General features: G+C 40.2%; 11 protein-coding genes. 10 read left to right on the forward strand and 1 reads right to left on the reverse strand.

Annotation, left to right across the window (positions count from 1 at the left end; all coding sequences use genetic code 11):
* Nucleotides 1–347 precede the first annotated feature (347 nt).
* The 5 genes from M2369_RS12075 to M2369_RS12095 all read left to right on the forward strand — a co-directional run bounded on the left by M2369_RS12075 (nucleotide 348) and on the right by M2369_RS12095 (nucleotide 6076).
* A complete protein-coding gene (locus M2369_RS12075) occupies nucleotides 348–1907 on the forward strand; it encodes a M48 family metallopeptidase (protein WP_259254378.1) in 1560 nt (519 codons plus the stop codon).
* Between the two features lie 246 nt (nucleotides 1908–2153).
* The gene (locus M2369_RS12080; protein WP_259254379.1) at nucleotides 2154–2870 is read left to right on the forward strand and encodes a (Fe-S)-binding protein; all 717 of its coding nucleotides are present in this window, start codon (nucleotides 2154–2156) and stop codon (nucleotides 2868–2870) included.
* Between the two features lie 21 nt (nucleotides 2871–2891).
* Nucleotides 2892–4316 (forward strand): LutB/LldF family L-lactate oxidation iron-sulfur protein, encoded by a 1425-nt coding sequence (locus tag M2369_RS12085; protein ID WP_259254380.1) that lies wholly within the window; start codon nucleotides 2892–2894, stop codon nucleotides 4314–4316.
* The gene (locus M2369_RS12090; protein WP_110487535.1) at nucleotides 4313–5035 is read left to right on the forward strand and encodes a LutC/YkgG family protein; all 723 of its coding nucleotides are present in this window, start codon (nucleotides 4313–4315) and stop codon (nucleotides 5033–5035) included. Before M2369_RS12085 ends, M2369_RS12090 begins: the two co-directional genes overlap by 4 nt.
* Nucleotides 5036–5167: 132 nt before the next feature.
* A complete protein-coding gene (locus tag M2369_RS12095) occupies nucleotides 5168–6076 on the forward strand; it encodes a DMT family transporter (protein ID WP_039167701.1) in 909 nt (302 codons plus the stop codon).
* 11 nt (nucleotides 6077–6087) lie between these two features.
* On the opposite strand, the gene M2369_RS12100 is transcribed toward M2369_RS12095, so the two are convergent.
* Complete coding sequence (locus tag M2369_RS12100; protein WP_024719097.1) at nucleotides 6088–6279, reverse strand: hypothetical protein; 192 nt, start codon at nucleotides 6277–6279, stop codon at nucleotides 6088–6090.
* Nucleotides 6280–6386: 107 nt separating this feature from the next.
* Between M2369_RS12100 and M2369_RS12105 the strand changes: the two genes are divergently transcribed.
* The 5 genes from M2369_RS12105 (at nucleotide 6387) to M2369_RS12125 (ending at nucleotide 14506) form a co-directional block, all read left to right on the forward strand.
* Nucleotides 6387–8603 carry an RNA ligase gene (locus M2369_RS12105; RefSeq protein ID WP_259254383.1) on the forward strand — a complete coding sequence of 739 codons (2217 nt, stop codon included), beginning with the start codon at nucleotides 6387–6389 and terminating at the stop codon, nucleotides 8601–8603.
* 64 nt (nucleotides 8604–8667) lie between these two features.
* A complete protein-coding gene (locus tag M2369_RS12110; RefSeq protein WP_047946233.1) occupies nucleotides 8668–9378 on the forward strand; it encodes a DUF421 domain-containing protein in 711 nt (236 codons plus the stop codon).
* 228 nt (nucleotides 9379–9606) lie between these two features.
* On the forward strand, nucleotides 9607–10188 hold the full coding sequence (locus M2369_RS12115) for a TetR/AcrR family transcriptional regulator (protein WP_058213736.1): 582 nt from the start codon (nucleotides 9607–9609) through the stop codon (nucleotides 10186–10188).
* Between the two features lie 21 nt (nucleotides 10189–10209).
* A complete protein-coding gene (locus M2369_RS12120) occupies nucleotides 10210–13353 on the forward strand; it encodes a bifunctional cytochrome P450/NADPH--P450 reductase (protein ID WP_259254384.1) in 3144 nt (1047 codons plus the stop codon).
* Nucleotides 13354–13597: 244 nt separating this feature from the next.
* The gene (locus M2369_RS12125) at nucleotides 13598–14506 is read left to right on the forward strand and encodes a trypsin-like serine peptidase (protein WP_045034804.1); all 909 of its coding nucleotides are present in this window, start codon (nucleotides 13598–13600) and stop codon (nucleotides 14504–14506) included.
* The last annotated feature ends 72 nt before the right edge of the window (nucleotides 14507–14578 follow it).

Genomic DNA, 14578 nt, shown 5'->3' on the forward strand with positions numbered 1-14578 from the left:
GTGTGTGGGAGGCCTTTTTCATTCAATCTCATCCATCATCATTACGATGAAAATAAAAAAGATTGTAGAAAAACATGAGTTTCTCTACAATCTGAACGCCCTGTAAAAGGGCGTTTTTTCTATCCTTGTTGATCCGTTATTTTGAAAAAATAGGTGTAATGTCCATTTTGTCGTACATATTCTTGTATGTAGATGTTAGAATTTTATGAGATGATTCCAGCAAATGAATGACGCTTACTTTATTATGAAATACATTATTCAAGATATTCATTTTGTTTTAATCCTATTAAACAGCAGGATGTGATGACATGTTACGCAAAGCCTTCCTCTCTTATTTGACTGCCAGTATGATCACAATCATCGTCATTATGATTGAACTCGGTTTTCGTTCAGCCGTTGTTTCACCATTTGTTTTACTTGATTCGAACAAAGAGAGCAACCCAAAAGTATTCGTTGCTCATTCGCTATATCAGGGTGACGTTTTATTAACCTATCAAGACGGTTCTTTCAATGGCCCTTCAGAAGCATCCCTTCAATTAAGTGGAAAGAACATAAATCTCACACAGATCCCATCTGCGAATGGAATCAGTATGATTGAAACAGACAAAATAATGAATGATAAGGCATTGGTTTTTCTAAGAAAAGGTTTTGTACCTATCCATGATGATACGATCATGATGGAACAGGAAACGCAAAATCCCTTCTTTTCTACATACAATCTAAAGAATCTAACAGAAACAACTAAGATCAACACAAACTTTAAGTATAGCATCACATTTGTTACATTCATGACTTTAATGGGAATTCTTTTGCCCGCTTTGTTATTTTTCCTTTTTAACCTTCATGAATCGATGAAAAACCTATTCACATTATTCATTCCCTTTGTTCTAGCCATTTTTCTTCCCTTGGGATTAAATTATTATTTTTTAATGGGATACGTGCTATCAGTTACAGGATCTTATGTGTTGAGTATGATTCTCTCTATACTTGTGCCTAGTTTCCTGTCAGTCTTATTGACAGCTTGTTCATTTGAGTATATGACAAAAGATTCTTCTGATGTTTTAGGAGAAAATGAAGACACTTTAGGAAATTCATTCTTCCTGAACGTTAGGGAGCAAGCCGTTTTATTTGGTGCTATCACATTATCCTTGATATATTTCGGCTCTTATTTAGTCATGCCTTTGGCGTTTCAAGCGAAGGTTATGGATCATCTTTTTCTATTTTGTGCTTGGTATTTCGCCCTAGTCATCTTATTTATTATGGGTTACTCATTCATTCAAAAAATGATAAATAAGTATGAAGTCTTACGGACGGACGAATTCATAAATATTTGCACAGATATTGAGCATCAAACGAACCAAAAGGTAAAAATATGGGTAAAAAAAGACTCACGACATGATGTGAATGCCTGGATATATTCATTTCAACTTCCATTTAGAAGAAAAGTCAATCTATATGTGACGGAAGGGTTATTAGATAAGTTTGATACAGAGGAAATTCGTGCGATCTTATTCCATGAAATGGGACATGTAAAATTAAAACATGCGCATTTCACCATTTACCTCACTATGATTGTCACCTTACTTATGGGAATCAGTATGTATTATGCCAGACAGGTGATGCTTGCCAATGGTTGGTGGCAATATATTTTGTTGTTCCCAGCAGGGATATTGATCATGATATTTATGACGGAGTGGCTGCCAAAGAAAATGAGTCGGTTATTTGAGATTCAGGCGGATCGCTTTGCTGTTCACCATCTTGAGAATCAAACTCTATATCTCAATACTTTGATAAAATTAAGTCATTTGATTGAAGAAGATGGAGATGATGAAAGAAAATCTGAATGGCGTGAAAGTCATCCTTCTTTTGAAAAACGAATTCATCACATAAAGAAAATCATGAAGTGAAGGCGGTTTGTGTGAATGACGACACTTCCTTCGGTAGTATGAAGAAATAAAAACATGAATGTTCTCAAACGCCCTGTAAAAAGGGCGTTTTTTCATGTACCTTCACAAGCATGATGTCCAAATTTTAGACAAATCCGTTCGTTGAAATTTCAGAAATTTGGGATTAAAATGAAATGAAGGTCCATTATTTAGTCATCAGATGACCAGACATAAATCAAGGTGCAACAAAAGAAAGGAAGTTCGCCGATGAGAGTCAGTTTATTTGTCACCTGTATCATTGACACGATGCAGCCACATGTAGGAAAGGCGACTGTTGAGGTATTAGAGCGGCTTGGTGTTGAAGTGGAATTCCCTGAAGCACAAGTGTGCTGCGGGCAGCCCGCCTTTAACAGCGGCTATACAAAAGAAACAATCAAAGCGGCCAAAAATATGATGAAAGCCTTTGAATCAGCTGAATATGTCGTCACACCATCAGGTTCTTGTAAGGCCATGTTTTTAGAATATCCGCACCTTTTTAAAGAAGACCGAGCGTGGTTCGCCCGTGCTCAGGCACTTGCTGCGAAAACATATGAATTAACGGAATTTATTGTTGATATATTACATGTAACAGATGTAGGAGCGAGTTTGAAAGGAAAAGCCACCTATCATACCTCCTGCCATATGAAGAGACTGCTTAGAATTAAGGAAGCGCCTTTCACACTGTTGTCAAATGTCAAAGATTTGGTGATGGAACCATTGCCTCGCGCTGAAAATTGCTGCGGATTTGGAGGAACTTTTTCAATCAAAATGACACCCATTTCTGAGCAGATGGTCGATGAAAAAGTACAAAGCATAGAGGAGGCAGGCGCTGAATATATCATCGGTGCTGACTGTGGATGTCTGCTCAATATCGGAGGAAGGCTGAATCGTCTTCATAAGCCAGTTAAAGTGATGCATATCGCAGAAGTGTTGAATAGCCGCTGAAGCTAAGAGGGGGAACGGCACATGAGTATGAAAATTGGAGAGAAGGCTTTTAAAGAGCGGATCGGCGAAGGATTAGAAGACGCTGTGATGAGAGGAGCTGTTTCCTCGGCACAGGAGCGTCTCTATAAAAGGCGGATGACTGCAAGTGAAGAGCTTGGAAACTGGGAAAAGTGGCGTGAACTTGGAGAGGACATCAGGCAGCATACGCTTGCCCACCTTGATGACTACTTATATCAATTAAGTGAGAGCGTGAGTAGACGTGGAGGTCATGTGTTTTTTGCAAAAACAAAGGAAAAGGCATCGGCGTACATCCAAGATGTCGCACAAAAAAAAGCAGCAAAAAAGATCGTGAAATCAAAATCAATGGTCACAGAAGAAATTGAAATGAATGAAGCGCTAGAAGAGATTGGCTGCGAGGTAGTTGAAAGCGATCTTGGAGAATATATTCTTCAAGTTGATGACCATGAACCACCTTCACATATCGTGGCACCAGCCCTTCATATGACGAAAGAACAAATACGGGAAGTTTTTCACGAAAAGCTTGGATATGATATGTCAGAGACTCCTGAAGAAATGACCAAATTTGTAAGAGCTTTGTTACGAGAAAAATTTCTTGAAGCAGATATTGGTGTGACGGGCTGTAACTTTGCTGTGGCTGACACAGGATCGATTTGTCTTGTGACGAATGAAGGGAATGCGGATCTTGTCACGTCCATTCCAAAGACACATATCGCAGTCATGGGGATGGAGCGGCTTGTACCAACGATGGAGGAGCTCGATGTCCTTGTCGGTCTATTGTGCAGAAGCGCAGTCGGTCAAAAGTTAACAAGCTATATCTCTGTCATGGGACCAAAAGGAGAAGGAGAGGTAGATGGACCAGAAGAGTTTCATTTGGTCATTGTGGATAACGGACGGTCAAATATATTAGGGACGGAATTTCAGCCAGTTTTGCAATGTATTCGGTGTGCAGCCTGTATCAATGTGTGCCCCGTTTACCGGCATGTTGGCGGTCATTCGTACGGTTCAATTTACCCGGGTCCGATTGGCGCTGTTCTTTCGCCGCTACTTGGAGGATATGACGACTACCAAGAGCTTCCTTTCGCCTCAAGTTTATGCGCAGCCTGTACAGATGCTTGTCCAGTGAAAATTCCACTTCACGAATTATTAATCAAACATCGACAAGTCATCGTTGAAAAAGAGGGGAGAGCGCCTAAAGCGGAAATGATGGCAATGAAAATGTTCGGAATGGGCGCATCCACTCCTAGAATGTATCGATTTGGAACAAAAGCAGCCCCTGTGCTCTTGAAACGTATGGCTTCAAACGGACAGATTTCAAAAGGTGCGGGTCCTTTAAAGAATTGGACAGAAATTCGTGACCTCCCAGCGCCAAGCAAAGAAAGGTTTCGGGATTGGTTTAAAAAGAAACAAAAGGAGGAGCGGCAATGAAAGGAACCATTTCTCATCGAGATCCATTTTTAGCACATATCCAGCAACAATTAGGCAAAAGCTCCTCCAAGCCTGCATCTATTCGGCGTCCGGTTTGGAAGCATCGAGTCAATTGGGAAACAAATGAAGGTCTATCGAAAGAAGAATTGATAGAGCAATTGAAGGTGCAATGTCAGCAAATTCATACGAGAGTGGTAGAAACAACGCCAAAAGAAGCACCCTCAACGTTACGATTATTGATGAAAGAGTATGGAGAAGGTCCTGTGATGACTTCGAGCGATAGACGTTTTGCACAATATAAATGTCATCCTATGTTTCAAGCCTTGCAGAAAGAAGGAATCTCAGTCACTAGCTGGAATGCAGATACATCAAGAGAAGAAAATATAAGGCAGGCAGAACAAGCGAAATATGCAGTGGTATTCAGCGATTACACACTTGCAGAATCCGGAACGGTTGTTCTTTCCTCCCATCAAGGTCAAGGGAGAGCACTTCATTTTTTACCGATGATGTATATCGTATGTATTGAAAAAAGCACAATTGTCCCGCGGATGATTCATGCTGTTTCAGCTCTTCATCGCCTAGTAGAAGAAGGAGAGCAGACGAAAGGCGCCATTCATTTTATATCAGGTCCAAGTAATTCTGCCGATATTGAAATGAATTTAGTGGTTGGTGTTCATGGGCCGGTGCGGGCTGTTTATGTATTAATAGATGATGAATGAGGCTTTCGTGAAGAAAGCCTTTTTTATGTAAACATTCTTAAAATTCATCTTGCCTCTAGGCGAATAGTCATAGTAAGATGACGTCATACAAGATGAGAAGCTCATCTACTGCTGATGTAAAGGAAGCTGCTAATGGAAATGAAGACAAATGCTCCAAAGAAGTCGATTGCGGTGCCGCTTGTGATCTCAATCATTGCGATTTCGTTTTCGGCCATTATTGTGAAGTGGTCAAGTGCGCCTGCTGCTATTTTAAGTATGTATCGAATGATATTTGCGGCGGTTTTGATGCTTCCGTTTATTCTGCCGCGTCAAAAAGAGTTTGTCTCGTTAAAGCGAAGAGACTGGTTTTTCTTATGTATGTCAGGTTTCTTTTTAGGGCTCCATTTTGTTTTGTGGTTCGGCTCATTGAAGCTCACCACAGTGGCGAGCTCTACAATCATCATTGCACTTCAGCCGATGGTGTCATTATTAGGCGGATTTCTCATTTTTCGTGAACGAACAACGAAGTCAGCCATTTTCACAATGTGTGCGGCGATTGTTGGTGCGCTCATGATCGGATGGGGGGATGTCGGCCATAGTCAAGACGCCATTATAGGAGACATTTTATCCTTTTTCAGTGTAATCGCTGTTGTTTGTTATTTATTAATCGGTCAACAAGCTGTGAGAAAGATATCTCATTGGATTTATAGTTTTTGTGTATTTGGTTTTGCCGGCCTTTTTTTAATTTTATTTAACCTTATACAGCAAACGCCTTTTGTAGGCTATTCGGGTAAAGAATGGGGGATTTTCTTACTGCTCGCCATTATCCCTACCATGTCCCATGTCATTAACAACTGGCTGTTAACCTATGTGAATGCGACAACTATTTCAATGAGTATTCTAGGCGAACCTGTTGGGGCAACGATACTCGCTGTTTTACTGCTTGGAGAGAAAGTCACGCTGCTACAAATGTTCGGTGGTCTACTTGTCCTTTTAGGTGTCTTTTTCTTTTTGATGCAGCAGCGACAAGGAATCGTGATGAAAACAAAAAAATCCGGTTAACTCCCGGATTTTTACTTTTTTAAATGATTTTTTTCAATTACTTTATTTAATCTAGCCTCGACTTTCTTCAATTCCACTTGTTTTCTTCTTATCATTCGAATCGCGATGACAACGATGGTCACGATCAATGCAATGAATAGAAGAGAAAATACTTGGAATACGATATCCCCAATGTTGAATGCAGTATTCGCTTCATTAGGCATGTGTAACCCTCCTTATATCTATATATTACCATAATCAATAAAAGATTGAGATTTATCCATAATTTATCTATAATAGGTAAAATATCACTCATTAAAGGAGAACCATTATGAGAACTTTAGTCCTTTTACGAGGTCTCCCAGGTGCAGGTAAATCAACTTGGATCAAAGAACAAGGCTTAGAACCATATACATTATCAGCGGATCAAATCCGTCTGTTAACCCAGCCTCCGCAGTTATCAGTCAATGGGAAACCGGAAATTTCAAGCAAACATGATCATAAAGTCTGGTCTTTATTATTTGAACTCCTCACAGCCCGAATGGAACGAGGAGACTTTACTGTCATTGATGCAACACATGTCACAAGTAAGTCCATTTCGCAGTATAAATCATTAGCTACTTCATACCGCTATAGAGTGTATGTCGTCGATTTTACGCAAGTGCCTCTTGAAACATCCCTGCTGCAAAATCGCGGTCGAGAGCCGCACAAAGTAGTGAAGGAATCTGTGTTATATCAAATGAATGAACGGTTAAAGACAGAGAAGGTGCCTTCATGGGTAACCGTTTTGACGCCTGAGGAATATCCAGCCATTATGACTTATCAGCCTAGGTCTTTTGATCAGTATGAGGCCATTCACGTATTCGGTGATATTCACGGCTGTTACACAGCTCTAAATACTTATTTGCAAGGAGACTTGAAAGAAAACGAGCTTTATATCTTTGCAGGTGATTTGCTTGATAGAGGAATAGAAAACAAGGAAGTTTTAGAATGGATGCTGGCACATAGAGAATGCCGCAATGTGATCGTCATTGAAGGAAATCATGATCAGCATCTTTACAAATATGCACATGAAGAAAAAGTGAGAAGTAATATGTTTAACCGTCATACTGCGCCTGAAATTGCGGAAGCAGGTTTTGACCTAAAAGAGTTAAGGAAGTTTGTCAGAACATTTCATCAGCTCACCTATTTTACGTATCATGGTCAGACATTTCTTGTCACCCATGGTGGGCTTGCCCATTTGCCAGAAGAGCTTCTGCATGTCTCAGCGCAGCAGCTTATTCACGGAGTAGGTGAATATTCAGATGACATTGACCACTTATTTGTCCAAAACACTTCTGGATTAGATATCATTCAAATTCATGGTCATCGCAATTTATATAGACTGCCTATCCAAGCGGCGGATAGATCTTATAATCTCGAAGGTCAGGTTGAATTTGGCGGACAGCTGCGTGTGTTAAAAATCACAGCAGGCGGGATTGAGACACATGAAATTGACAATCCTGTCTACAGAGCTTCTGAAAACAAGCAACCGGTCTTTGTTCAGCCCAATGTGACGCTGGATGATTTTTTAGCCCATTTAGATCAGCATGAATATGTACAGGAATTAAAGGTGCCACACGATATTTCATCTTTTAATTTCACGAAAAAAGCATTTAGTGAAAGACAATGGGATGAAATAAATGTCAAAGCAAGAGGGTTGTTTATCAATATGACTTCAAAGCAGATTGTGTCTAGAAGTTATAATAAGTTCTTTAATATTGATGAACGTCCTGAAACCAGAATGCAGCATCTAGTGAATCATCTTCAATTTCCTGTGACGGTCTATGATAAAGCAAATGGATACTTAGGTACGGTTGGGTTTAACGACATAAAAGATGAACTGGTGTTTACGTCTAAATCGTATACGTCACATGTGAAGCAAAATCAGCATGCTGCTTGGGTCGAAGAGCTATTTTATGCGACCTTTAACGATGTGCAGGTCGATTACATCAAATCATACGTACGCGACAACCATGTGTCCCTTGTATTTGAAGTTATTTTGTCAGAGAAAGACCCGCATATTATCACATATGATCATGATCAACTCATTTTACTTGATATCGTGAAGCGTCAGCTGAGCTATGAAAAAGAACCATTTGCTGAAGTGAAAAGGCTCAGTGAACAGCTTGGCATGCGGTGCAAACAGCAAGTGGCAGTGTTTCATGATTGGACCTCTTTCTATAAATGGTATCAATCTGTATCACATGATGACACAATCAAAGAAGAAGGCTATGTCATTGAGGATAACAGCGGCTTTATGACCAAGTTAAAGCTTCCTTATTATCAATTTTGGAAGCAAATGCGATCCATTAAACAGCGTGTTGCAGATAAGCGCTCCACCCAAAAATATATGCAGGCTTTGCAAACAGCAGAGCAAGCAAGATTTTATACATGGTTGCTTGAGCAAGATCCAGTAAACGTGAGAAACTGCTCAATCATTGAGCTGCGTTCACAATTTGAGCAAACGGAAGCGGGCCATTTGAATAATGACGGAATAAATGCATAGTCTAACAAAGAGTCTTTTCTAAAGAAAAGGCTTTTTTTTATGAAATCGAAAGGTGGAAGCTGAAATGCCAGATCATATTGAAGTCATTCTTCGAACCATATTTGCTTTTGCTATTTTATTCGGCGGTGCCCGTCTTCTTGGAAAGCAAACCATTGCGCAAATGAATATTTTTGATTTCATTGCAGCGATCAGTCTAGGTTCAATTGCGGCGAACCTGGCGTTTAATACTACGCTTCCGCTTCATCACACAACCATATCTTTTGTGTCACTTGTCATCATCATTTATGTCATTTCTTTGCTTGCTTTAAGAAGCCGGAAGATGAGAGGTTTTATGGCCGGTAAACCAACGCTTGTGATTCAAAATGGCAAAATCCTTGAAGAGAATATGAAAGGAATGAGGTATACACTTGATTATTTAAATCAACAGCTCAGAGAAAAGAATGTGTTTGACATTAGTGAAGTTGAATTTGCAATGATTGAAACAGATGGGCATATGTCAGTGAAAAAATACCCTTCATTTGATTATGTCACGCGAAAAGATCTTAACCTGTGGAAGCAGGCAGAGCGTTACATGCCCATTGAAGTCATTATGGACGGAAAGCTCATTTTGAAAAACCTTCAAGAAAACCAATTAACGGAGCAGTGGATCTATGAAGAACTTCAAAAAAGGCAGCTGTCTTTAAAAGACATTGTTTATGCGGTTCGTTCAAGTAATGGCAGTTTATATATTGATACATATGACGATCACATCCATTCTCCAATTGACCAAGAATGAACATATAGTTCAGACGACACCCACGCGTCACAGAACTGCCAATATTTATAAGTCGTTTGGATGTCATCTATCTAGGTATCATTTCTCAATTATTATTATTTTCAGAAAATGTAGTGACGGAGAAAAATAAGTATGTTTAAGTATAAATAGAAGAATTTAAAATATCAATATAATATACATCAAGCGGAATGAACATTCATTCCTATTAAAACGAAAGGAGAGGATGAAATGCCCGCAGCAACTACTGATAAACAGGAGCAGATTATGAAGGCTTCTCTGGACTTATTTATTGAACGGGGTTTTGACGGTACAACGATGCCGATGATTTCGAAAAGAGCCAATGTTGGAGCAGGAACCATTTATCGTTATTTTGATAGTAAAGAGGCTCTTGTGAACATTTTATACCAGCGAAGCCTGATTGCATTTATCGACAAGGTGAATACAAACAGTCCAGACCCTAAAGCAAGTATCAGGGCTTATTTCAAACATGTCTTTTACTGCTTAGTGCTCTTTACAAAAGAGAATCCAAGTGGTCTGTACTTCTTAGAAATTGACAAACGCTCACACTATTTAGATGAGACAAGTAAAGAGAAGATGCAGCAGCTATTAAATGAGCTATTTCATATTTTTGAAGAAGGCAAAAAGGATGGAATTCATCCAAATCTTTCAGGGAGAACGATTTTATCCATTGTATTTGGAGCGTTCGTTCAGCTTCATAAACAGATTCTAGCAGAGGAAATTGAGCCAACGATTGAATTTTTAGAAGATATTGAGCAATGCTTATGGCGTGCCATTAGCGTTGCATCATAAAGAAATAAAGGGAGTGGGCACATGCAACAAACATCAATCATTCCAAAACCAAAAACATACGGACCTTTAAAAAATATTCCTCATATCAAAAAAGGAGAGCTTTCTCAAACCTTTTGGCGGCTGGCAGATGAATTAGGGCCGATCTTTCAGTTTGAATTTTCAAAAGCAACAAGTATTTTTGTTTCCAGCCATGAACTTGCCAAAGAAGTATTTGATGAGAGGCGTTTTGATAAATTCATTGGAAGCAGTCTCAATAAAGTGAGAACATTTTCAGGGGATGGGTTATTCACTAGTTGGACAGAAGAGCCGAATTGGAGAAAGGCTCATCACATCTTGATGCCGGCGTTTAGCCAGCAGGCCATGAAGGGCTATCATGAGATGATGCTCGATATTGCCACACAGCTTGTACAAAAATGGCAAAGAACGGGCCGTGATGAAGAAATTGAAGTAGCAGAGGATATGACAAAGCTCACTTTAGATACGATCGGGCTATGCGGTTTTGATTTTCGATTTAACAGCTTTTACAAAGAAAATCAACATCCATTTATTGAAAGCATGCTGAATGGCTTAAATGAAGCGATGGATCAAGCAAGTAGATTGCCGGTCGCAGATAAATTAATGATCAAAAGAAGAAAAGAATTTGAACAAGATGTTGATTTTATGAAGCAATTAGTAGATGACATTATTCAAGAACGGAAAAAACAAGATAAAACGGGCAATGATTTACTTTCTCTCATGCTACATGCAAAGGATCCTGAAACAGGTGAACGCCTGTCAGATGAAAATATCCGTTATCAAATCATTACCTTCTTAATAGCAGGTCATGAAACAACAAGTGGGTTGTTGTCATTTGCGATTTATTTTTTACTAAAAAATCCAGACAAATTAAAAAAAGCCGTACAAGAAGCAGACGACGTGCTACAAGGCGGACTGCCGACATTTAAGCAGGTTCAAAAACTAAGTTATACGCGTATGGTCTTAAATGAAGCACTTCGCCTCTGGCCGACGGCGCCTACGTTCTCTCTTTATGCGAAAGAGGATACAGTCATTGGAGGGAAATATCCGATCAAAAAAAACCAAAGTGTCAGTGTGCTACTTCCTAAAATACATCGGGATCAAGCGGTTTGGGGGGAGGATGCAGAAGAATTCAAGCCTGAACGTTTTATGCATCCTGAAAAGATTCCACAGCATGCCTATAAACCGTTCGGAAATGGACAGCGTGCGTGTATTGGGATGCAATTTGCCCTTCATGAAGCCACGATGGTTCTGGCGATGGTTCTGCACAACCTTGAATTGATTGACCATACGTCGTATGAACTGGATTTAAAAGAATCTCTGACGATTAAGCCGAATGATTTTAAAATCAAAGTGCGGCCAAGAAAGCAGCAATTCTTTATGGCGCCTCCGAAAGAAGAACCAACAAAAAGCACGGCATCTGCTGAAGTGAAAATAGCGAGTCATGGAACACCGCTATTGGTCTTGTACGGATCAAATCTGGGCACAGCAAAGCAGATGGCAAACGAATTTGCTGAAGACGGAAAAGCAAAAGGGTTTGACGTGACAACGGCACCGCTTGATGATTATACTCGAAAGTTACCAGAGTCAGGCGCAGTTTTAATTGTAACGGCTTCATACAACGGTCATCCGCCTGATCATGCGAAACAGTTTGTGGATTGGGTGACGCAGGATGAGGAGCAAGATCTATCAAGCGTGACATTTGCAGTCTTTGGGTGCGGGGATCGAAATTGGGCGAGCACGTATCAGCGTATTCCTCGTCTGATTGATGAAGCACTTGAAAGAAAAGGGGCGAAGCGTGTAACGGATATTGGTGAAGGCGATGCGGGCGGTGATATGGATGAAGATAAAGAAACATTCCAGAAGACAGTCTTCAATGAGCTTGCAAAAGAATTCAAATTAACCTTGCAGGAGAAACGTCAAGAAAAGCCAAACCTATCCATTGCATATACGAATGAGCTAGTGGAACGTCCTGTTGCTAAAACATACGGTGCCTTTTCAGCTGTTGTATTGAAAAATCAAGAATTACAATCTGAAAGAAGTACCCGCCAAACAAGGCATATCGAACTTCAATTACCTGAAGGCAAGCACTATAAAGAAGGAGATCATATCGGAATCGTGCCAAAAAATAGTGCAACACTCGTTCAGCGAGTGACCGATCGTTTTAAGCTCGATCCAGAGCAGCACATGATACTCTCTTCGGAAAAAGAAGCAAGTCATTTACCTTTAAATCAGCCAATTCAAGTCGGAGAATTGCTGGCGTCACATGTAGAGCTGCAAGAGCCTGTGACACGTACTCAGCTAAGAGAACTTGCAAAATATACGGTATGCCCACCTCATCGTATTGAACTTGAACAAATGGCGGGAGAAATTTATCAAGAAGCTGTATTAAAGAAGCGTGTGACCATGCTGGATTTACTAGAACAATACGAAGCATGTGAACTGCCATTTGATCATTTTTTAGCCCTTTTACCAGGATTGAAGCCTCGTTATTACTCGATCTCCAGTTCGCCAAAGGTGGATGAAAAGAGGCTTAGTATCACAGTAGCTGTTGTGAAAGGAAAATCATGGAGCGGACGCGGTGAATACGCAGGCGTCGCATCAAACTATTTATGCGGACTGCAAGAAGGAGATGAAGTGGCCTGCTTCCTTCATGAAGCTCAAGCAGGATTCGAATTGCCGCCTTCTCCTGAAATACCAATGATCATGATTGGACCAGGAACAGGTATCGCCCCGTTTAGAGGGTTCATTCAGGCAAGGGAAGCATGGCAAAATGAAGGGAAGTCGTTAGGTGAAGCCCATCTTTATTTTGGCTGCCGCCACCCGCATGAAGATGATCTGTATTATGACGAAATGCAGCTTGCACAAGAAAAAGGAGTCGTCACCATCCACCGTGCTTACTCTCGCTACGAGGAGCAAAAAGTGTATGTCCAGCACTTCATTAAAAATGATGGAGCCAAGCTCATTGAATTGCTCGACAAAGGCGCCTACCTGTATATTTGCGGGGATGGAAAGGTCATGGCACCAGATGTCGAGGCAACACTTATTGAACTGTATCAGACTGAGAAACAGTGTGCGAAAGAAACAGCTGAACAATGGCTGACATCTTTAGCCAATGACAACAGATATGTAAAAGATGTATGGAGCTGATCATGTTGAAAAGAAGACAAAGGGCTAAAATAAATCACATTTTAGCCCTTCGTCAACAATCTTGAAACCGCCAAAATGGCGGTTTTTCTTTTTTCATAGAGAGATCGCTAGAATAAATATTTGGAAGATACGAAACACCTAATTTACAAATGAAATATTTTGTAAAAAATAAGAATATTCTCTCATTTACTCCAATATGAAACAATCGTATCATTTTTGATATAGGACATAAAGGAGGAATATGATGAAAAAGGTGAAAAAATTAATCCCTTCTCTACTCGTTTTTGGTGCTTTAAGTGTGCCTAGTTTTGCCCATGCAGCATCTGATTCAGTACTTACGTCTGATTATGACATGGTGACTTCTGACGGAAAGGTGATTTCTTCAGCTGACTTCCACAACGATATGAAAACCCCCTCATCCTTTGACAAAGTGGATGATCTCTCTTCTACTATTGGCGAAAAAGTAAAACCACTCACAACATATTTAAAAGACTTTCAAACAAAAGTAGTCATTGGAGACGATGGTAGAACAAAAGTGACGAATACAAGAGTAGCACCCTACAACTCTATTGCTTATATTACATTTGGTGGGTCTAGCTGCACCGGAACACTCATTGCTCCAAACAAAATATTGACAAACGGACACTGCGTCTACAATACAGCCACAAGAAGCTATAGTGCAAAAGGGTCTGTCTACCCAGGCATGAATGACAGCACGGCCGTGAACGGCTCAGCAAACATGACCGAATTCTATGTACCAAGCGGATATATCAACACGGGGGCGAGTCAATATGATTTTGCCGTCATTAAAACAGATACGAACATTGGAAATACGGTCGGCTATCGCTCTATTCGTCAAGTGACAAATCTAACAGGTACAACGATTAAAATTTCTGGATATCCAGGTGATAAAATGAGATCGACTGGCAAAGTGTCACAATGGGAAATGTCAGGTCCAGTCACGAGAGAAGATACGAATCTCGCATACTATACGATCGATACATTTAGCGGAAACTCTGGCTCTGCGATGCTAGATCAGAACCAACAAATCGTCGGGGTCCATAATGCGGGTTATTCAAACGGAACGATCAACGGCGGACCAAAAGCGACTGCTGCCTTTGTTGAATTTATCAACTATGCGAAGGCGCAATAAAAAATAGAACAATCAGCTTGTTTCCTTTACAGGGGACAGGCTTTTTTGATTGTCAAATGCAGAAAAGTTTCT

Origin of the sequence: Bacillus sp. JUb11 (assembly GCF_024807925.1) — a bacterium.
Classification (GTDB): domain Bacteria; phylum Bacillota; class Bacilli; order Bacillales; family Bacillaceae; genus Bacillus; species Bacillus altitudinis.